The sequence below is a fragment of the Streptomyces sp. NPDC005070 genome (assembly GCF_053600395.1).
This window is the reverse complement of record NZ_JBSFZS010000091.1, coordinates 13,250-32,847: the sequence shown is the minus strand read 5'-3', so window position 1 is coordinate 32,847 and position 19,598 is coordinate 13,250. Positions and strand designations below refer to the sequence as shown.

At 69.1% G+C, this 19,598-nt stretch carries 14 protein-coding genes, 1 tRNA gene and 1 pseudogene; 6 read left to right on the top strand and 10 right to left on the bottom strand.

Features of this window, described 5'->3' with window-relative positions:
• The 3 genes and pseudogenes from ACWEBX_RS26790 to ACWEBX_RS26780 all read left to right on the top strand — a co-directional run.
• Positions 1 to 69: pseudogene (locus tag ACWEBX_RS26790) on the top strand (hypothetical protein); the annotation flags it as partial.
• A gap of 170 nt (positions 70 to 239) precedes the next feature.
• Positions 240 to 1,715, top strand: a complete 1,476-nt coding sequence (locus ACWEBX_RS26785) for a pyridoxal phosphate-dependent decarboxylase family protein (RefSeq protein WP_451887363.1) — start codon at positions 240 to 242, stop codon at positions 1,713 to 1,715.
• On the top strand, positions 1,712 to 3,151 hold the full coding sequence (locus ACWEBX_RS26780) for a lysine N(6)-hydroxylase/L-ornithine N(5)-oxygenase family protein (protein ID WP_451887362.1): 1,440 nt from the start codon (positions 1,712 to 1,714) through the stop codon (positions 3,149 to 3,151). Before ACWEBX_RS26785 ends, ACWEBX_RS26780 begins: the two co-directional genes overlap by 4 nt.
• A gap of 149 nt (positions 3,152 to 3,300) precedes the next feature.
• On the opposite strand, the gene ACWEBX_RS26775 is transcribed toward ACWEBX_RS26780, so the two are convergent.
• Positions 3,301 to 5,106, bottom strand: coding sequence for a 5'-nucleotidase C-terminal domain-containing protein (locus tag ACWEBX_RS26775; RefSeq protein ID WP_451887361.1), 1,806 nt, complete (start codon positions 5,104 to 5,106; stop codon positions 3,301 to 3,303).
• Between the two features lie 138 nt (positions 5,107 to 5,244).
• On the opposite strand from ACWEBX_RS26775, the gene ACWEBX_RS26770 reads away from it, so the two are divergent.
• Both ACWEBX_RS26770 and pyk read left to right on the top strand, forming a co-directional pair.
• Positions 5,245 to 5,982: an SIMPL domain-containing protein gene (locus ACWEBX_RS26770; protein ID WP_451887360.1), complete on the top strand. Its 738-nt coding sequence runs from the start codon at positions 5,245 to 5,247 to the stop codon at positions 5,980 to 5,982.
• A gap of 241 nt (positions 5,983 to 6,223) precedes the next feature.
• Positions 6,224 to 7,660, top strand: coding sequence for a pyruvate kinase (pyk, locus tag ACWEBX_RS26765; RefSeq protein WP_451887359.1), 1,437 nt, complete (start codon positions 6,224 to 6,226; stop codon positions 7,658 to 7,660).
• Between the two features lie 28 nt (positions 7,661 to 7,688).
• Here the strand turns inward: pyk and ACWEBX_RS26760 are convergent, their stop codons facing one another.
• Together ACWEBX_RS26760 and ACWEBX_RS26755 are read right to left on the bottom strand one after the other, a co-directional pair.
• Complete coding sequence (locus tag ACWEBX_RS26760) at positions 7,689 to 8,465, bottom strand: transcriptional regulator (RefSeq protein WP_451887358.1); 777 nt, start codon at positions 8,463 to 8,465, stop codon at positions 7,689 to 7,691.
• A 105-nt stretch (positions 8,466 to 8,570) separates the two neighbouring features.
• Positions 8,571 to 8,643, bottom strand: a tRNA-Leu gene (locus ACWEBX_RS26755).
• Positions 8,644 to 8,743: 100 nt separating this feature from the next.
• On the opposite strand from ACWEBX_RS26755, the gene ACWEBX_RS26750 reads away from it, so the two are divergent.
• Positions 8,744 to 9,400, top strand: a complete 657-nt coding sequence (locus ACWEBX_RS26750; RefSeq protein WP_037624717.1) for an ANTAR domain-containing response regulator — start codon at positions 8,744 to 8,746, stop codon at positions 9,398 to 9,400.
• A gap of 103 nt (positions 9,401 to 9,503) precedes the next feature.
• Here ACWEBX_RS26750 and ACWEBX_RS26745 read toward each other — a convergent pair whose 3' ends face one another.
• From ACWEBX_RS26745 to ACWEBX_RS26715, 7 genes are all read right to left on the bottom strand, one after another.
• The gene (locus ACWEBX_RS26745; protein ID WP_451887357.1) at positions 9,504 to 10,220 is read right to left on the bottom strand and encodes an ABC transporter ATP-binding protein; all 717 of its coding nucleotides are present in this window, start codon (positions 10,218 to 10,220) and stop codon (positions 9,504 to 9,506) included.
• Positions 10,217 to 11,329, bottom strand: a complete 1,113-nt coding sequence (locus tag ACWEBX_RS26740; protein ID WP_451887356.1) for an ABC transporter ATP-binding protein — start codon at positions 11,327 to 11,329, stop codon at positions 10,217 to 10,219. The genes ACWEBX_RS26745 and ACWEBX_RS26740 overlap by 4 nt, the downstream gene beginning before the upstream one ends.
• Positions 11,330 to 11,334: 5 nt before the next feature.
• On the bottom strand, positions 11,335 to 13,116 hold the full coding sequence (locus tag ACWEBX_RS26735) for a branched-chain amino acid ABC transporter permease (protein ID WP_451887365.1): 1,782 nt from the start codon (positions 13,114 to 13,116) through the stop codon (positions 11,335 to 11,337).
• Between the two features lie 5 nt (positions 13,117 to 13,121).
• Positions 13,122 to 14,054, bottom strand: a complete 933-nt coding sequence (locus ACWEBX_RS26730; protein ID WP_451887355.1) for a branched-chain amino acid ABC transporter permease — start codon at positions 14,052 to 14,054, stop codon at positions 13,122 to 13,124.
• A 197-nt stretch (positions 14,055 to 14,251) separates the two neighbouring features.
• Complete coding sequence (locus tag ACWEBX_RS26725; protein WP_451887364.1) at positions 14,252 to 15,457, bottom strand: branched-chain amino acid ABC transporter substrate-binding protein; 1,206 nt, start codon at positions 15,455 to 15,457, stop codon at positions 14,252 to 14,254.
• Between the two features lie 1,199 nt (positions 15,458 to 16,656).
• The gene (locus ACWEBX_RS26720) at positions 16,657 to 17,118 is read right to left on the bottom strand and encodes a PaaI family thioesterase (RefSeq protein ID WP_326788392.1); all 462 of its coding nucleotides are present in this window, start codon (positions 17,116 to 17,118) and stop codon (positions 16,657 to 16,659) included.
• 62 nt (positions 17,119 to 17,180) lie between these two features.
• Positions 17,181 to 19,460, bottom strand: a complete 2,280-nt coding sequence (locus ACWEBX_RS26715; protein ID WP_451887354.1) for an FdhF/YdeP family oxidoreductase — start codon at positions 19,458 to 19,460, stop codon at positions 17,181 to 17,183.
• Positions 19,461 to 19,598 lie beyond the last annotated feature (138 nt).

The following is a 19,598-nucleotide window of genomic DNA, read 5'->3' as shown; positions in this document are numbered from 1 at the left end:
GGCGACCAGTTGCAGGGCATCAAGAAGGGTGTCCTGGAGCTGGCCGACGTGATCGCCGTCAACAAGGCGGCCGCTGCCCAGCGCAGCGGTCCGGCGTCCGGCGTGTCCGGCCCCGCTCACACAAATCCTCCGTACGGCAGTACCCCCGCCGGGACCGAATCGTTCTCCTTGGCGGGCGCACCTGCCCAAAACACGCACACGCCGGGAAGGACCCGCCGCACGTCCATCGGAGGACACCCATGAGCACGCCGCCCCTCGCCTCAGGCCCCGAAGGCCCCGACGCACTGCGGCCGTTGCTCGACACCGTCCTGCACGCGCTCGCCGAGGGCACCGCCGCCCGCGGAGGACCCCTCCCCGCCGGAGGACCCGAACGCGTCGCCGAGCGCCTGCGCACAGCCCTCGGCGACCCCCTGCCCCCGCACGGCAGCGCCGACGCCCTGCACACCCTCGTCCGCGCCCTCGCCGAAGGCGCCGCCGACCCGGCCGACCCCCTGTGCGCGGCCCACCTGCACTGCCCGCCCCTCGCCGTCGCCACCGCCGCCGACCTCGCGGCCTCCGCCCTCAACCCGTCCCTCGACTCCTGGGACCAGGCCCCCGCCGCCTCCGAACTCGAAGCGGTCCTCGCCCAGGCCCTCGCCCACCTGGTCTACGGCGACCCGGACGCCGGGGATGCATCGGACCCCTCAGACGCGCAGGCGGCGCGGGGCACGGAGACGCAGGGAGCGCGGGCGGAGGGCGCGCCGGTGGAGGGCACGGGGGCGCGGCGCGTGCGGGGCGACGCCCTCGTCACCACCGGCGGCACCGAATCCAACCAACTCGCCCTCCTCCTCGCCCGCGAGAAACACCACGGCATCCAACTCGTCTGCGGAGCAGGCGCCCACCACTCCCTCCAACGCGCCGCCTGGATCCTCGGCCTCCCCGACCCCGTCGTTCTCCCCGCAGCCGCCGGCACCCTCGACCCCGCCGCCCTCGACAGCGCCCTCACCGAGCTGCGCGGCCCCCTCCTCGTCGCCGCCACCGCCGGCACCACCGACGCCGGACTCATCGACCCGCTGCCCGAGATCGCCGACCTCTGCGCCACCCACGGCGCCCGCCTCCACATCGACGCCGCCTACGGCGGAGGCCTCCTCTTCAGCGACCGGCACCGCGGCAAACTCGACGGACTCGCCCGCGCCGACACCGTCACCCTCGACCTGCACAAACTCGGCTGGCAGCCCGTCGCCGCCGGACTCCTCGCCGTACGCGACCCCACCGACCTCACACCCCTCGGCCACCGCGCCGACTACCTCAACGCCGACGACGACACCGAAGCCGGCCATCCCGACCTCCTCGGCCGCTCCCTGCGCACCACCCGCCGCCCCGACATCCTCAAGATCGCCGTCACTCTCAAGACGCTCGGGCGCCACGGCATCGGGAACCTCGTCGACCAGGTCTGCGCCCACGCCCACGAACTCGCCGACCTCATCGCCGCCCACCCCGGCCTCGAGCTCTACGACCGCCCCGTCATCAGCACGGTCCTCTTCCGGCCCGAAGGCGCCACCGACGACACCGTCGCCGCCGTACGCCGCACCCTCCTCGACCAAGGCCGCGCCGTCCTCGGCCGCGCCACCCTCGACGGCCGCCGCTGGCTCAAAGCCACCCTCCTCAACCCCCACACCCGGCCCGGCGACCTGGCCACGCTCCTGAAACTGGTGGAAGGACACACACCCCGATGAGACCGACACCCCAGCCCCAGCGCCCCACCGCCGAAACACCCCGCGACCTCGTCGGCATCGGCATCGGCCCCTTCAACCTCTCCCTCGCCGCCCTCGCCCACCCCCTCACCGAACTCGACACCGTCTTCTACGAACAACGCCCCGGCTTCGACTGGCACCCCGGCCTCCTCATCGACGGCGCCACCCTCCAAGTCCCCTTCCTCGCCGACCTGGTGACCCTCGCCCACCCCACCAGCCCCTGGTCCTTCCTCAACTACCTCAAGGACCGCGACCGCCTCTTCCCCTTCTACTTCGCCGAGCGCTTCCACATCCAACGCGCCGAATACGACGCCTACTGCCGCTGGGTCGCCGACCACCTCCCCGGACTCCGCTTCGCCCACCAGGTCGACGCCGTCCGCTGGAACCCCGAACACGACCTCTTCGAAGTCGACTTCACCCGCCTCGACGCCCACGGCCAGGCACAGGCCCTCGGCCGCACCCACACCCGCAACATCGTCCTCGGCGTCGGCACCGCCCCCCACATCCCCGAACCCCTCAAACCACTCGTCGCAGCCCCCGACGCACCTGTCATCCACGCCGCCGACTACCTCAAACACCGCGACCGGTTCCTCACCGCCGACCACATCACCGTCATCGGCGCCGGCCAGTCGGGAGCCGAGGTCTTCCTCGACCTCCTCCGCAACCGCCCCATCGGCAAGGAAAAGATCCACTGGCTCGCCCGCACCGAGGCCTTCGCCCCCATGGAGTACTCCAAACTCGGCCTCGAACACTTCACCCCCGACTACACCCGCTACTTCCACGCCCTCACCGAACCCGTCCGCGACCGCCTCCTCGCCGCCCAGTGGCAACTCCACAAAGGCATCGACGCCGACACCATCGCCGCCATCCACGACGAGCTCTACCGCCGCACCCTCCACGGCGGCTGGCCCGACGCCGTCCTCACCCCCGCCGTCACCGTCCGCACTGCCGGGCGCATCGCCACCACCAAGATCGAACTCCACCTCGAACACGTCCAGCAAGGCACCCGCTCCCGCCTCACCACCAACGCCGTCGTCCTCGCCACCGGCTACCGCGAACGCCCCATCGCCCCCCTCCTCGCCGGACTCGACCCCTACCTCCGCCGCGACAACGCCGAACGCCCGGACATCGACAACCAGTTCCGCCTCGTCCTCGACCCCACCGTCACCGGCCGCGTCTACGTCCAGAACGCCGAACTCCACACCCACGGCGTCGGCACCCCCGACCTCGGCCTCGCCGCCTGGCGCAGCGCCACCATCCTCAACTCCCTCACCGGAAAGGACCCCTACCCCCTCCCCGGCCGCACCGCCTTCACCACCTTCGGTCTCGAAGGCACCCCCCGCGTCCCCGCCGCCCGTCAGGAACCCCGAACCCTCACCCCCCTCGTCCCGCTCATCCCCCTCGTCGAAGGACGATGAGCACAGCCCCACATCCCCTCATCGGACGAGCCCCGCCGATCGGTTCACACACGGGCCGGAACTCTCCGATCGCCCCGCACACCCGCACAAGACGAACGGCGCCGACGCGAGAAGCCGCGCCGACGCCGCCGACCTGAACCAAGAACGCCCTAGAACACGGGCACACCCTCACGCGTCAACTTCCAGTCCACCGACGCGAAGTCCTTCGGGTCCAGCACACCCTTCGCCGTGACCCACTCCGCGATCCGCGTCCGGATCTCCGTCGACTCCGACCACACCTCGGTCGCCGTGGCGACATGCGGGAACGCCCCGCCACCATTGGCGCGGTAGTTGTTCACCGCGAACACGAACTGCTGGGCGTCGTCCAACGGCGCACCGTTGAACGTCAGGTTCTTGATCCGCGAACCCTCCGCCTGCGCGACGTCGATGTCGTACCGAAGACCCGACACATAGTCGTAGTTGTAGTCCGGGCGACTGTTCGCGTTCGTCAGCTTCTCCGTGTCGACCGCCGCACCCACGGCCGTCTGCACGAAGTAGTTCGCCGAGTACTCCAGGTACGCACGGACCTGCGCACCCGTCAGCACCTTCGCCACCAGCGTGTTGTCGTACACATACAGACTCGACAGATCCCGGATCGTCACCTTCCCGGCCGGGATCTCCGACGTCCGCGAGAACGGCGACGCCTGCGCGATCACCGGCAGCGACGCGTACTGCGTCCCCACCAGGGCCGCCCGCACCACGTCCTCCTGGACCTTCGTGATCAGATCGATGATCGGAGCGTCCTTGTAACGCGCCTCCACCGTCGTCAGCGTGTCCGTCGCCGTACCCACCACCTGGTTGACGTACGCCACCACCAGATCGTGCTCGTCCTTCAGCAACCGCGTGATCTTCGGGTCGTCCGCCACCGAGTTCGTGTTGCGCACCGAAGCCGCCACCGACTCGACCCGCCAACGCCCCTTCTCGAAGACCAGCCCGAAGTCGAACACCGACAGCCGCTCCGCGAACGCCAGCGGCTCCGACAGCACCACCGTCTTGCCCGTCGCCGTGTTCGTGACCTTCAACTCGGGGATCTCCAGATGCGCGTGACCCACCAGGATCGCGTCGATCCCCGGCACCTGCTGAGCCACCAACGCCGCCGAGTTCTCCACGTACGGCACCTGATCGCCGTACGACGACGTACCCGACGTGCCCGAGTGCGCCGACACGACCACCACGTCCGCACCCATCGACCGGAGCTTCGGCACCCACTTCGCCGCCTGCTCCTCAAGACCCTGGAACGTCAACTTCCCCTGCACATACGCCTTGTCCCAGATCGCGATACCTGGATTCGTCAGCCCCAGCACCGCCACCTTCACCGGCGGAGCACCGTGAACACGGAACTCCTTCATGAAGTACGGAGGGAACGCCGGCTTCAGCGTCTTCGCGTCCAGCGCGTTCGCACCCAGCAACGGGAAACGGCACTGCGACTCGAACTTCCGCAGCGTCTCGATCCCATAGTTGAACTCGTGGTTCCCGAGCGCCACCGCGTCATAGCCGATCGCGTTCATCGCCTGCGCCATCGGATGCACCGGACCACCCTTGGCGGTGATCGGATCCACCTTCGCGTAGTAGTACGTCAACGGAGTGCCCTGGATCGTGTCACCCGCGTCCAGCAGCAGCGTGTTGCAACGCCCCTTCTCCGCACGGATCGCGTTCACCAGCGTCGAGATCCGCGCCAGACCCTGGGCGTTACCCGCCTTGTCCGAGTACTCCGCGTCCTTGAAGTAGTCCCAGTTGAACACGTGACCGTGGAGATCGGTCGTCCCCATCACCGTCAGCTCGTACCGCTTCACCGGCCGGCCCCCCTTCGCCCCCTCCGCGGCCTGCGCCACCGGAGCCGCGCCCACACCCGCGAGCGCCACCCCCGCACCGGTCACGGCGGACTCCTTCAGAAACTTCCGGCGATTCAACGGCATGGCACGAACTCCTCGGGACGGGGGTAACGACGCGCGTAGATTCTGGCCCAACACCCGCCCCCGCAAAAGACCCTGGAGGTTTCCATCTGATGGCCGGACGGCACCGGAGACACCCCACCCAGTGACAGAGTGGGACGTATGACCCCCGACACCGGCCCCGCCGACCGGCGCACCCCGGCCACCACCCCCGCCGTCCCCTACGGCACCCCCGACACACCCCGCATCGCCGTCCGCGGCGAAGCCCACCTCGAAGTCGACCCCGAGATCGCCCGCATCACCATCACCGTCACCGCCCGCGGCAAAGACCGCCGACAGACCCTCACCGACCTCACCCACCGCAACGCCCGCGCCCTCGACCTCGTCAAAGCCCACGGCGACGCGGTCGAACACCTCGAAACCAGCGCCCTCACCATCACCCCCGAACTCAGCCGCCACAGCCGCGGAGAACGCACCCGCACCCACCACGGACTCGTCCACATCACCGCCGAACTGAACGACTTCACCGCACTCGGCGAACTCACCACCGCCCTCGCCGACCTCGACCTCACCCGCGTCGACGGCCCCTGGTGGACCCTGCGCCCCGGCTCACCCGCCCACCGCACAGCACGCCAACAAGCCGTCCGCGAAGCCGTCCAGCGCGCCCGCGAATACGCCGAAGCCCTCGACACCACCCTCACCGCCCTCGTCGAACTCGCCGACACCGGCACCGAGGACACCCACCCCCAGGTACCCCAGGGCACCCGCGCGCGCAGCCGGGCCGTCTACGCCGCCGCCCCCGCCGAGGACGAACCCGCACCCCTCGACCTCGAACCCCAACGCCAGCACGTCCACGCCCAGGTCGTCGCCCGCTTCACCATGGCGCCACCACGGCTCTAGCCGCACCTGACAGCATCACGGAAAGTCACCACGAGACTCTTCCGCGCACCCATCCCACAGCCCGGCGCACACTGGACGGGCACAGGTCGAAGAATGCGCCGGCCGTACCGGGCACCCTGCTCCGCTCATCGGAGCGGCACGGCGCACAATTCAACAGTTGTCAATAACCCTTCACGCAAAGGTTGTTGAGTAGTCATGCGCGACCAATTCTCTACCGACCGGTAAGGCCTAGGCTCGAATCATGCGCCGAGCGAAAATCGTCTGCACACTGGGCCCCGCCACCGACTCATACGACCAGATCAAAGCCCTGGTCGACGCCGGAATGGACGTAGCCCGCTTCAACCTCAGCCACGGCACCCACGCCGACCACGAAGAGCGCTACCGGCACGTCCGGAAAGCCTCCGACGAAACCGGCCGCAGCGTCGGAATCCTCGGCGACCTTCAAGGCCCGAAGATCCGCCTCGGCCGCTTCACCGAAGGACCCGTACTCCTTGAACGCGGAGACACCTTCACCATCACCGTCGAAGAAGGCGCCCAAGGAGACCGCGAATCCTGCGGAACCACCTACGACGGACTCGCAGCCGACGTCACTCGCGGTGAACGCATCCTCGTCGACGACGGAAAAGTCTGCCTCGAAGTCACCGGCATCGACGGCCCCCGCGTCCACACGACCGTCATCGAAGGCGGCATGGTCTCCGACCACAAGGGCCTCAACCTCCCCGGCGTCGCCGTCTCCGTCCCCGCCCTCTCCGACAAGGACGAGGACGATCTCCGCTGGGCCCTGCGCACCGGCTTCGACGTCATCGCCCTCTCCTTCGTCCGCAGCGGCAAGGACATCCAGGACGTCCACCGCATCATGGACGAGGAAGGCCGCCGCCTCCCCGTCATCGCCAAGGTCGAAAAGCCCCAGGCCGTCGACAACATCGACGACATCGTCGCCGCCTTCGACGGCATCATGGTCGCCCGCGGCGACCTCGGCGTCGAAATGCCGCTCGAACAGGTCCCCATCGTCCAGAAGCGCGCCATCAAACTCGCCAAACGCAACGCCAAGCCGGTCATCGTCGCCACCCAGATGCTCGACTCGATGATCGACAACTCCCGCCCCACCCGCGCCGAAGCCTCCGACGTCGCCAACGCCGTCATCGACGGCACCGACGCCGTGATGCTCTCCGGCGAGACCAGCGTCGGCAAATACCCCATCGAGACGGTCAGGACGATGTCCCGCATCGTCGAAGCCGCCGAGGAGGACATCCTCGCCAAGGGACTGCCCCCGCTGACCGAACGCAACAAACCCCGCACCCAGGGCGGCGCCGTCGCCCGAGCCGCGGCGGAAATGGGCGACTTCCTCGGCGCCAAGTTCCTCGTCGCCTTCACCCAGTCCGGCGACACCGTCCGCCGCCTCTCCCGCTACCGCTCACCCATCCCCCTCCTCGCCTTCACCCCCACCCCCGCCACCCGCTCCCAGCTCAACCTCACCTGGGGCGTCGAAACCTTCCTCGGCCCCCACGTCGACTCCACCGACGCCATGGTCGACCAGGTCGACGAACTCCTCCTGAAGTACGGCCGCTGCGCCAAGGGCGACATCGTCGTGATCACCGCCGGCTCCCCGCCCGGAGTCTCCGGCTCCACGAACCTGGTCCGCGTCCACCACGTGGGCGAGGACGACAGCCCCAAGTAGCCGGACTTCGCCACGGGGTCCCACCGGGTCAGTACTTGGGGCCCACGTGGGCGTCCATGAGGGCTACCGAGGCCTTCCTGGCGACCGAGATGTTGTACGGGTTCCCGTGGCGGGTGCAATGCGTCCAGTCGACGCCGAGCGTGTCCAGGGTGCCGGTGAAGAGCTGTCGGATGTCGTCCGAGACATTGGTGAAGAAGTACCGGGGGTACTCGTAGCGCTTGAGTTCCCCGGCGACGACGCGGGTGGTCCAGTTGGTGATGCGACACCCGTCCGAGTGGATGAGTCCCCGGATGAACTCCCAGGGGTGGTCATCGACGATCTCCTGTTGCCAGTCTTCGAGCACGATCGGCCGCTCGTGCTTCTTGCCGGGGCCATGCTGCGGGAGCAGGCAAGGCCAATGCTTGCTGTAGCAGGTGACGTTCTGGCATCCCTGGCGCTGGACGCGGAAGACCTTGTTGTCGGGGCGAATCAGCTGCATGGCTTCGGCGCAGGCGCCGATCAGACCGGGCCAGGCGTCGGCGCAGACGATCCGGAGGAAATGGACGCCTCGCCGTAGGTGGCTGATGCAGCCGTCTCCGAGGTACAGCCCCAGCAGGTAGGCGTACGCGGCGAGCTCGTCCGGTTTCTCGGGGGTGGCTCGGCATCTGGGGCAGGGCTGTGAACGGTTGCCGTCAAGGGGCTCGACGCGTGTCCGCCAGGAACGGATCGCGGCGCGCGAGATCCCGGTTTCGTTGCTCACCGAGTTGAGGCTGCGTCCCTGTGCAAGGAGCGCCAGCGCTCGCTTGCGTGTGCCCATGTCGTACATATGGCCACTCTGTGGATGGCAGGCGCGCGACACGCAGCAAAAAGCGGATGTTCACCAGAACGGGAACATCCGCTTCATCTAGCAACCTTGACATTCAAGGAAAAGTACCCCGAGTCGGATTCGAACCGACGCTGTATGGGTTTTGAATCCATTGCCTCTACCGCTGGGCTACCGGGGCTTCCTCTGAAACAGAGGGTAGCGATCACCCGCCGTGCCCTCACCTTACCGCAGCTAGGTAGGCTCTTGTCAGCAGTCCCCGCCCTGAACGAGGAGCCCCCGTGACCGCCCCCGAGTCGCCCCAGCCCGTAGACGCGCCCGACGACGACAAGTCGCACGTGCCTCCGCTGACGACCCGTGTCGTCATCGCCGAGGACGAGGCGCTGATCCGTCTCGACCTCAAGGAGATGCTGGAGGAGGAGGGCTACACCGTCGTAGGCGAGGCCGGCGACGGTGAGCAGGCCGTCGAGCTGGCCCGGGAGCACAAGCCCGACCTGGTGATCCTCGATGTGAAGATGCCGAAGCTGGACGGTATCTCGGCGGCGGAGAAGATCGCCGAGGAGTCGATCGCCCCGGTGCTGATGCTGACCGCGTTCTCGCAGCGCGACCTCGTCGAGCGGGCCCGTGACGCGGGCGCGATGGCGTACCTGGTGAAGCCGTTCAGCAAGAGCGACGTGGTGCCGGCGATCGAGATGGCGGTGTCCCGGTTCGCGGAGCTGAAGGCGCTGGAGGGTGAGATCGCGGATCTCACGCAGCGTCTGGAGACCCGGAAGCTGGTGGACCGCGCGAAGTCGGTTCTCCAGACGGAGTACGGCCTGACGGAGCCGGCGGCGTTCCGGTGGATCCAGAAGACGTCGATGGACCGCCGTATGTCGATGCAGCAGGTGGCCGAGGCGGTCATCGAGGACGCCGCGGAGAAGAAGGCGGCGAAGGGCTAGTACCGCCCCGCAGCAGGGCATGGTCCGCGTCCAAGCGGCGGACGGAAGAGGCCCGCACCCCTGACGGAGGTGCGGGCCTTTTCGTGCGACCGGGTCGCGGGGGTCAGTCCTCGCCGAGGTAGGCCTTGCGGACGGACTCGTCGTGGAGCAGGTCCTGGCCGGTGCCGGAGAGGACGATGCTGCCGACCTCCATGACGTGGGCCTGGTCGGCCAGCGAGAGCGCCGCCTGGGCGTTCTGCTCGACGAGCAGGATGGTGGTGCCGGACGCCTTGAGTTCGGCGATGGTGGCGAGGATCTTCTGCATCATGATCGGCGAGAGGCCCATGGAGGGCTCGTCGAGCATGAGCAGCTTGGGCTGGGACATGAGGGCGCGTCCCATGGCGAGCATCTGCTGTTCGCCGCCCGAGAGGGTGCCCGCGGCCTGCTTACGGCGTTCTCCCAGGATGGGGAAGAGGTCGTAGGCGCGCTGGATGTCCCTCTCGATGCCCGCCTTGTCGCTGCGGAGGAAGGCTCCGAGCTGGAGGTTCTCCGCGATGGTCAGGCGGGGGAAGATGTGCCGTCCCTCGGGGGAGTGAGCGAGCCCGAGGGAGACGATCTTGTGGGCGGGGATGTTGGCGAGAGGCTGGCCGTCGAAGAGGATGCGGCCTCCGCTGGGCTTGAGGAGCCCGGAGAGGGTGCGCAGGGTCGTCGTCTTGCCGGCGCCGTTGGTGCCGATGAGGGTGACGATCTGGCCGGCTTCGACGGTGAAGGAGATGCCCTTGACGGCTTCGATCTTGCCGTAGGCGACCTTGAGGTCTTCGACCTCGAGCAGTGCGGTCACTGGGCGTTTCCTTCCTTGGTGGTGCTGCCCTGCGCGTCGGAGTCGTCGGACGCGGTGGGTGCGTCGGAGTCTTCGGACGGGGTGGCGTCCGCGGGCTCCTCGGAGGCCGCGGGGGCTTCGTCGGTGTCCGTGGTGTCCTCGGTCGCCGTGCTGTCCTCGGCTGCCGGGGTCTCCTCGGCCTCCTCGGCCGCGGGGGCTTCCGTGGTGTCGTCGGCCGGGGCGGCTGCCGGGGTGTCGGCGGCTTCCTCGGTCGCGGGCTGGGCTTCCGCGGCCGTTCCGGCGGCTTCGGCGGCCTCGACCTCGGCGAGTTCGTCGGCGCCGGGGGCGCCCTCGAAGGGGGTGCCGAGGTAGGCGGCGATGACGCGTTCGTCGCCCTGGACGACCTCGGAGGTGCCTTCGACGAGCTTCTCGCCCTGGACGAGGCAGGCCACGCGGTCGGACAGGTTGAAGATGAAGCGCATGTCGTGCTCGATGACGAGGACGGCGATGCCGCGGTCGCGGATGGCGAAGACGAGTTCTTCGGTCGCGCGGGTTTCCTGCGGGTTCATGCCGGCGGTGGGCTCGTCCAGGAGGAGCAGGCCCGGCTCGCTCGCCATGGCTCGCGCGATCTCCAGCTTGCGCTGCTCGCCGTAGGGGAGGTTGCGGGAGAGATGGTCGGCCTTGTGGTCGAGGCCGATGAACTCCAGCAGTTCCATGGCGCGTTCGCGGGAGGTGGCTTCGGCCTTGCGGAAGCCGGGGCCGCGCAGGAGGGCCGACCAGAGGCCTTCCTTGGTGCGGGTGTGGCGTCCGACGAGCACGTTCTCCAGGACGGTCATGTTGGCGAAGAGCCGGATGTTCTGGAAGGTGCGGGCGATGCCGGCGCTGGTGACCAGGTGCGGCTTGGGGGGCAGGACCTTGCCCTTGTAGGCGACTTTGCCCTCGGTGGGGACGTAAAGGCCGGTGAGGCAGTTGAAGAAGGTGGTCTTGCCCGCGCCGTTGGGGCCGATGAGGCCGACGATCTCTCCGGCGTTGACCGTGAGGTCGACGTTGCGGACGGCGGTGAGGCCGCCGAAGCGCATGGTGACGCCGGTGGCTTCGAGGACGGGGCTGGGGGCTGTGGTGGTGGTCATGTTGGTTACGCCCCTGCCTTGGTGACGCCGACGGTGGAGTCGGGCAGGCCTTGTTCGGGGATGTGGACGGTCTCGTCGCTGTCGTCGCTCTCGTGGAATTCGAGCTGGTTGCGGCGGTTGGCGATGATGCCTTCGGGGCGGAAGCGCATGAGGACGACGAGCGCGACGCCGAAGGCGAGGAGTTGGTACTCCTTGAGGAACTGGAGCTTCTCAGGGAGGAGGTAGAGCAGGGTGGCGCCGAGGATGGGTCCGCTGACCGTGCCCATGCCGCCGAGAACGACCGCCGCGAGGAGGAAGGCGGAGTTCGGGGGTACGGAGCCGGCGAACTGGTACGGGGCCGGGTTGACGCTGTAGCCGACGTGGGCGCTCACCGTTCCGGCGAGGCCGGCGAGGGAGGCGCCGAGGGCGAAGGCGACGAGCTTGACGCGGAAGCCGTTGATGCCCATGGCGGTGGCGGCGGTCTCGTCCTCGCGGATGGCGATCCAGGAGCGGCCGATCCGGGAGTCGGCGGCGCGGGAGAAGACGACGACGACGAGTCCCGTGATGAGCAGCATCAGCAGGAAGTAGTTGGCGAAGCGGCCGAGGGCGTGGCCGGCGACTTCGTGGGTGGCACCGAAGTCGAACCCGAAGATGTTGAGGTCCGGGATCATGGAGATGCCGTTGGGGCCGTTGGTGAGGTTGGGTCCGGAGGTGCCGTCCAGGTTGTTGACGGCGATGCGGAAGATCTCTCCGAAGCCCAGGGTCACGATGGCGAGGTAGTCGCCGCGCAGTCGCAGGGTGGGGGCGCCGATGAGGACGCCGAAGACGAGCGATGCTGCCATGCCGGTGAGCATGGCGGCCCAGAAGGGGAACTGGACGCCGGAGAAGCGGGAGAACTCGGAGCCGGAGACGAGGGCCGCGGCGTAGGCGCCGACGCCGAGGAAGGCGACGTATCCGAGGTCGAGGAGTCCGGTGAGGCCGACGACGATGTTGAGGCCGAGGGCGACGGTGCCGACCACGAGAATGCTCACACCGACGTTGGAGTTGTGCTCGTTGTCCGCGACGTAGGGGAAGATCGCCGCGGCGAGGAAGGCCATGGTGGTGGCGAATCCCTTGTGGCGGGCGTTCAGCTGCGCGAAGCGGTCGAAGAGTCCGGCGGTCTGGAGGGCCCAGGCGCCGAAGACGACGAGGAAGAGGTAGCCCAGGAACGTTTCGCTCGCGTCGGGGTCGACGCCGATGCCGTAGTTGAAGATGATCAGTGCCACGGCGGTGGCGGCGGTGATGACGAGGCGCTCGGCCCAGCCGGCCAGTTTGGCGGCCGGCGGGATGAGGTCGGGCTTGGTGATGTAGTCCTTGAAGGTGTTCCCGGGCTTGGGGAGTGCCAGGGTGCCGAGGAGGGCGACGAGGGAGCCGACGGCGGCGAGGTAGGCGCCGGGGTCGAGTGCGACGAGGCCCTTGAGGTCGACGGCGATGGCGATGGCGCTGAACCAGCTGACGGCGAACGCGGAGGCGGCGGCGAGGACGACGGGCTGGGTGGCGCCCGCCGGGTTGAGCCAGCCGAGGCCGCGGACGTTCCACAGGGTCAGGGCGAAGAGGAGCGTGAGGGCGCCGGCGACGATGTCGAGGACCTGGAGTCCGGCCGGGGAGCCGTAGTAGGTGAGGTCCCCGGGGAAGTCGGACGTGTAGGTCCAGGACATGAAGGTGCTGGCGATGGTGGCGATGGCGCCGATCGCGATGACGACGCGGGCCGCGCTCTCGGGGAGTGCGATCAGGCCGCGCTCGGGCGTGGTGGTCTCGGTGGTTGCCATGGTGCTCACGCCCTGTCCGCGACGCGTTCGCCGACGAGGCCTTGTGGCCTGAACAGCAGTACGAGGATGAGGAGTACGAAGGCCCAGACGGAGGACCAGCCGCCGCCGCCGAGCTGCTGCATGCCGGGGATGCCGTCGATGTAGCTGGTGGCCAGGGTCTCGGCGAGGCCGAGGACGAGGCCGCCGATCATGGCGCCGTAGATGTTGCCGATGCCGCCGAGGACGGCCGCGGTGAAGGCCTTGAGGCCCATCTGGAAGCCCATGTCGTACTTGACGGTGCCGTAGCGCAGGCCGTAGGCGACGGCCGCGACGGCGGCGAAGAAGCCGCCGATGGCGAAGGCGATGACGATGATGCGGTTGGTGTCGATGCCCATGAGCTGTGCGGTGTCAGGGTCCTGCGCGGTGGCCTGCATGGCGCGGCCGGTGCGGGACATGCTGACGAAGAGGGCGAGGGCTGCCATGCACAGGGGGGCGGCGACGATGACGAAGACGGAGCCGCTCTGGATGCTGACGGAGCCGATGTGCCAGGGGCCGAAGGGGAGCTGGGGGAACGTCAGGTCGGTCTTGGCGTCCGGGTAGGTGTTGAAGACGACCTGCTGGAGGGCCAGGGACAGACCGATGGCGGTGATGAGGGGGGCGAGGCGTGGCGCTCCGCGTAGGGGCCGGTAGGCGAAGCGTTCGGCCCCGACGGCGATGAGGACGGAGACGAGTCCGCCGCCTATCAGCATCGCTGGGAGGGCTATCCACATGGATGTGCCGTTTGGCAGAACGTAGAGGTAGACCGAGAGTGCGCCGAAGCCGCCGGTCATGAAGATCTCGCCGTGGGCGAAGTTGATGAGCTGGACGATGCCGTACACCATCGTGTAGCCGATGGCGATCAGCCCGTACATCGAGCCGAGGAACAGCCCGTTGGCCAGCTGCTGCGGCAGGGTGTTCACCGCGTGGCCTCCATGTGGTGGGGAGAGTTGAGCAGGGCGTATGGAGCGGGCCGCGCGGTGACGTGTGGTCGTGGCCGCGCGGCCCTGGGGTTGTGCTGAGGGCCTGTCCGGTGGATCGGACCGGGCGTGTGGTGCCGCTCGGGGCGCCGTCGCCTGGTGGTGGACCGATCCACCGGAGTGGCCCGGGTGTCGCTGGATCAGCCGGTGAACGTACCGCTCTTGACGGCCTTGAACTTGCCGTCGACGACCTGGTAGACGGTGAGCTGCTTGTTCGTGGTGTCGCCGTACTCGTCGAAGGAGACGGGGCCGGCGATGCCGTCGAACTTCGTCTTCTGGACCTCGGCGACGATCTTGGCGCGGGCGCCGTCCGGGATCTTGCCGTCCTTCACGACAGCGCCGATGGCCTTGATGATGGCCGTGGCGGCGTCGTAGGAGTAGCCGCCGTAGGTGCCGTAGTCGCCCTTGAGGCCGGAGGCCTTGTACTTCTTGATGAAGTCGGCGGCGGAGGGCAGGGAGTCGACGGGCGCGCCGACCGAGGTGACGAGGTCGCCCTCGGAGGTCTTGCCGGCGGTCTGGATGTAGGTGTCGGAGAACATGCCGTCACCACCGAACAGCGGGATCTTGGCTCCGCCGTCCTTGAGCTGCTTGGTGAGCTTCTCGGACTCGTCGTACTGGCCACCGTAGTAGACGAGGTCGGCCTTGGAGTTCTTGATCTTGGTGACGAGGGCGGAGAAGTCCGTGTCGCCGGTGTTGACGTGGTCCTCGCCCGCGAGCTTGCCGCCGGCCTTGGTGAAGCCGGCCTTGAAGAGCTTGGCGAGGCCGGCGCCGTAGGTCTGCTTGTCGTCGACGACGTACACCTTGCGCTTCTTCAGCGTGTTGTAGGCGTAGTCGGCCGCGAAGCCGCCCTGGAGGGCGTCGGTGGTGGCGGTACGGAAGTAGGTCTTGAACGGGCGGGACTTGGCGGTCTGCCAGTTCTTGCCCTGGGTGAGCTCCGGGGCGGTGTTGGACGGGGAGATCTGGACGAGGCCGGCCGTGTCGAAGACCTGCTGCATCTGGGTGGCGACGCCGGAGTTCAGCGGGCCGACCACGCCGAGGACCTTGTCGTCCTGGACGAGCTGGGTGGCGTTGGCCTGGCCGGAGGCCGGGATGGCCTTGTCGTCGAGCGCCTTGACCTTGAAGGTCACGCCGGGAACGGTGTTGTTCTTGTTGGCGTCGTCCACGGCGATCTGGACGCCGCCCTGGATGCCGAGGCCGGTGGCCGAGTTCTGGCCGGTCAGCGGCGCGTCCACGCCGATGATGATCTCGGTCTTCTTGTCGCTCTTGCTGTCGCCGCTGTCGTCGCGCGAGCCGCAGGCGGTCAGCGTGAGTGCTCCTGTCGTGAGCACGGCGGTGAGTATGACCATAGAACGCTGTCGCACGTTGAATCCTCTCCCTGGCGCGGCACCCCAGGGTGGGGGCCGTGTTTCTCGCCGGGCCGTACTGGATGAAGCAGGGCCGTGCAGTGACGCGCCCGGCGGCGCGGTGACTGGCCGTGACTATAAGCGCAGGTTGGGGGGGTGGGGAGGAGCGTGGGGAAGGCTGTGACGCTCTTGTTATCCGGGGGGTGCCTTGCGGGGCGTGGGGCGGACGATCGGAGCATTTCGGCGCGTCCCCCGGAGGCGGTTGTGTGTTCGCATGGTGAGAACGCGCTGTTCCGGGTTGATGGCGGATACCGGAAGCTGTACGCCCGGTGGCGGTTCGGGGAGCCATCGGGGGCGTGGTGCGGCGCGGCTCGCGGCGGGGGGATTGCTTTATTGCGGCAGAGGTAACCGTGTGTTACCGCCGCATGAGGCGGTCGGCGGTGTCCTGGCCGGGTGAAGTGGGTGTGGGGGAGGGCGCGTTGGGGAAGCGGGGGGCGCGCGTGACGGTCTTCGCGCCGGGCTGCCGGATGCCGCCGAAGTGAGGCTTTGCTGTTGCTGTGCGTTGTCGTCGCGGACGGGCAGGTCGGGGCGGGGGAGCCTGGATGCCGGGCGGCGGGCGGGCGCGGTTGTATACGGGGCCGCGCAAGGTGATGAGGCGGGCGTTTCCGGCCCTCACTGTCAGTGGCTGCGGAGGTGGGGGCCGCCGTACTCAACTCGGGCGGACCGGAGCCTACTTGTGGGCGGTGCCGGCCGTGCGGCGCACGGTGCCGCCCACGAAGCGGAAGGGAGTGCGCGTGCCGCCAGGGCTCTTGTGTCCGGGGCGCGGCCCTCTCTGCGGTCACGGACGGCGCTGAGGCGGGCGACGGGGCCGCCGATTGCGATCGCGACGACATTCCGTGCCCGTGCGGGCCACCGCGGGCCGCGCCGGGGCGCGGCCCAACGGGAGCCAGGAGTCCGGAGGTTGGACTTCGGAGGGCCGACGGAACTCCGGGGCTGCGTGCAGTTCCGGGGGCTCCGTGCAATTCCGGTGGGCCGGTGAACCCCGCGAAGGGGCCACCGGAGCCCGCGGGCCTCGGAGTGCTCGCGGGATCCGCTCGCCGCGGGAGCCGGGGTGATCCGCGCGCCGCGAAGCCCCGGAGGGTCCGCGTGCCCCAGGAGCCCCGGGGATCCGCGTACACCCCGGAGCGCCCCGGGAGCCGGGATCAGCTCTGGGGGGCGTCCTTGAGGATGCAGGTGAGGCGGGCGCTGCAGACGCGCTTGCCGTCCTCGCCGGTGATGGCGATCTCGTACGTCGCCGAGGTGCGTCCGCGGTGGACGGGCGTGGCCACGCCGGTCACGAGGCCGGAGCGGACGCCGCGGTGGTGCGTGCAGTTCAGGTCGACGCCGACGGCGATCTTCGTGATGCCGCCGTGGAGCATGGCGCCGACGGAGCCGATGGTCTCGGCGAGGACGGCGGAGGCTCCCCCGTGGAGCAGGCCGTAGGGCTGGGTGTTGCCCTCGACGGGCATGGTGCCCACGACGCGGTCCGCGGAGGCCTCGGTGATCTGGACGCCCATGCGGTTGCCGAGGTGGCCCGCGGAGAAGAGCGCGGGCAGGTCGACGCCGAGCGCGGCGTACTCGTCGATGACCCCTTGCGGGAACTTCGGGGTGTGCTGTTCGCCCATGGGGCCCGGCTCCGTTCGTCGTGGACCACGTCGTCGTGGCTGTCCCTTTGCTGAGCGAACGCTCAGTCGGCTGTCGATTGTTCCAGACGGACGACCACGGATTTGCTGGCGGGGGTGTTGCTCGTGTCGGCGGTCGAGTCCAGGGGGACCAGGACGTTCGTCTCGGGGTAGTAGGCGGCGGCGCAGCCCCGGGCGGTGGGGTAGTGCACGACGCGGAAGCCGGGCGCGCGCCGTTCCACGCCGTCCTTCCACTCGCCGACGAGGTCGACGTACGAGCCGTCCGCGATCTTCAGTTCGCGGGCGTCGTCGGGGTTGACGAGGACGACCCGGCGGCCGTTCTTGATGCCCCGGTATCGGTCGTCGAGTCCGTAGATAGTGGTGTTGTACTGGTCGTGGGAGCGCAGGGTCTGCAGCAGCAGACGGCCTGCGGGGAGTTCGGGGTGTTCGACGGGCGCGGCGGTGAAGTTGGCCTTGCCGGTGGCCGTCGGGAAGCGGCGTTCGTCGCGGGGGGCGTGGGGCAGGGTGAAGCCTGCGGGGTCGGCCACGCGCGCGTTGAAGTCCTGGAAGCCGGGGATCACGCGGGCTATGCGGTCGCGGATGGTCGCGTAGTCCTTCTCGAACTCTTCCCAGGGGGTGCTGCCGGCCTCGCCGAGGACCCTGCGGGCGAGGCGGGCGACGATGGCGGGCTCGGACAGCAGGTGGGGGCTCGCGGGCTCCAGGCGGCCGCGTGAGGCGTGCACCATGCCCATGGAGTCCTCGACGGTCACGAACTGCTCGCCGCCGTCCTGGAGGTCGCGTTCGGTGCGTCCGAGGGTGGGCAGGATGAGGGCGCGTGCGCCGGTGACGACGTGCGAGCGGTTGAGTTTGGTGGAGACGTGGACGGTGAGCCGGGCGCGGCGCATGGCCGCCTCGGTGACGTCGGTGTCGGGGGAGGCGGAGACGAAGTTGCCGCCCATGGCGAAGAAGACCTTCGCGTCGCCGTCGCGCAGCGCGCGGATGGCCCGTACGACGTCGTAGCCGTGTTCGCGGGGCGGCTTGAAGCCGAATTCCTTCTCCAGGGCGTCGAGGAAGGCGGGGGCGGGGCGTTCGAAGATGCCCATCGTGCGGTCGCCCTGGACGTTGGAGTGTCCGCGGACGGGGCAGACGCCGGCGCCGGGGCGCCCGATGTTGCCGCGCAGCAGCAGGAAGTTGACGACTTCGCGGATGGTGGGGACGGAGTGCTTGTGCTGGGTGAGGCCCATCGCCCAGCACACGATGGTGCGCTGGGAGGCGAGGACCATCTTCAGGGCCTCGTCGATGCTGTCGCGGGTGAGGCCGGTGGCGGTGAGGGTCTCGTCCCAGTCGGCGGCGCGGGCGGCCTCGGCGAAGTCCTCGAAGCCGTGGGTGTGTTCGGCGACGAACGTCTCGTCGACGGCGCCCTCGGTGTCGAGGATCAGCTTGTTCAGCAGGCGGAAGAGGGCCTGGTCGCCGCCGATGCGGATCTGCAGGAAGAGGTCGGTGAGGGCGGCGCCCTTGACCATGCCCTGGGGGGTCTGCGGGTTCTTGAAGCGTTCCATGCCCGCTTCGGGCAGCGGGTTGACAGTGATGATCTTCGCGCCGTTGGTCTTGGCCTTCTCCAGGGCGGAGAGCATGCGCGGGTGGTTCGTGCCGGGGTTCTGTCCGGCGACGATGATCAGGTCCGCTTTGTAGAGGTCCTCGAGCAGGACGCTGCCCTTGCCGATGCCGATGGTCTCGTTGAGCGCGGAGCCGGACGACTCGTGGCACATGTTCGAGCAGTCCGGCAGGTTGTTCGTGCCGAGCTGGCGGGCGAAGAGCTGGTAGAGGAACGCGGCCTCGTTGCTGGTGCGGCCCGAGGTGTAGAAGAGGGCTTCGTCGGGGGAGCCGAGCGCGGCGAGTTCCTCGGCGACGATGTCGAAGGCGCGGTCCCAGCCGACGGGCTCGTAGTGGTCGGCGCCCTCGGCCAGGTACATGGGGTGGGTGAGGCGGCCCTGCTGTCCGAGCCAGTAGCCGCTGCGGCCGGCGAGGTCGGAGACGGGGTGTGCGGCGAAGAAGTCCGGGGTCACCCGGCGCAGGGTGGCTTCCTCGGCGACGGCCTTGGCGCCGTTCTCGCAGAACTCCGCGGTGTGCCGGTGCTCGGGCTCGGGCCAGGCGCAGCCGGGGCAGTCGAAGCCGTCCTTCTGGTTGACGCGCAGGAGGGTGAGCGCGGTGCGGCGGACGCCCATCTGCTGCTGGGCGATGCGCAGGGTGTGTCCGATGGCGGGGAGCCCGGCCGCGGCGTGCTTCGGTCCGGCTACCTGCGGCGCGTCCTGGACCGGATCGCTTTTCGGCGGCTTGCTGGCCATCGCTGAACCCCTTCGCGTGCGCACGTCGCTGTGCGTGTGTTCGTACCTCTTCGATCCTCGCACGCGTGACCGACAGCGTTGGCCGTGGGTTGTGGGAATCCGGGGCGGGGAGGGGGTGGGCCGGGCCGGGAGGGCTCT

Bases quoted from the DNA above. Each gene is read 5' to 3' on its own strand.
- ACWEBX_RS26785 (WP_451887363.1), top strand. From the start codon at position 240: ATGAGCACGCCGCCCCTCGCCTCAGGCCCCGAAGGCCCCGACGCACTG.
- ACWEBX_RS26780 (WP_451887362.1), top strand. From the start codon at position 1,712: ATGAGACCGACACCCCAGCCCCAGCGCCCCACCGCCGAAACACCCCGC.
- ACWEBX_RS26775 (WP_451887361.1), bottom strand. From the start codon at position 5,106: ATGCCGTTGAATCGCCGGAAGTTTCTGAAGGAGTCCGCCGTGACCGGT.
- ACWEBX_RS26770 (WP_451887360.1), top strand. From the start codon at position 5,245: ATGACCCCCGACACCGGCCCCGCCGACCGGCGCACCCCGGCCACCACC.
- pyk (WP_451887359.1), top strand. From the start codon at position 6,224: ATGCGCCGAGCGAAAATCGTCTGCACACTGGGCCCCGCCACCGACTCA.
- ACWEBX_RS26760 (WP_451887358.1), bottom strand. From the start codon at position 8,465: ATGTACGACATGGGCACACGCAAGCGAGCGCTGGCGCTCCTTGCACAG.
- ACWEBX_RS26740 (WP_451887356.1), bottom strand. From the start codon at position 11,329: ATGACCACCACCACAGCCCCCAGCCCCGTCCTCGAAGCCACCGGCGTC.
- ACWEBX_RS26735 (WP_451887365.1), bottom strand. From the start codon at position 13,116: ATGGCAACCACCGAGACCACCACGCCCGAGCGCGGCCTGATCGCACTC.
- ACWEBX_RS26725 (WP_451887364.1), bottom strand. From the start codon at position 15,457: ATGGTCATACTCACCGCCGTGCTCACGACAGGAGCACTCACGCTGACC.
- ACWEBX_RS26720 (WP_326788392.1), bottom strand. From the start codon at position 17,118: ATGGGCGAACAGCACACCCCGAAGTTCCCGCAAGGGGTCATCGACGAG.
- ACWEBX_RS26715 (WP_451887354.1), bottom strand. From the start codon at position 19,460: ATGGCCAGCAAGCCGCCGAAAAGCGATCCGGTCCAGGACGCGCCGCAG.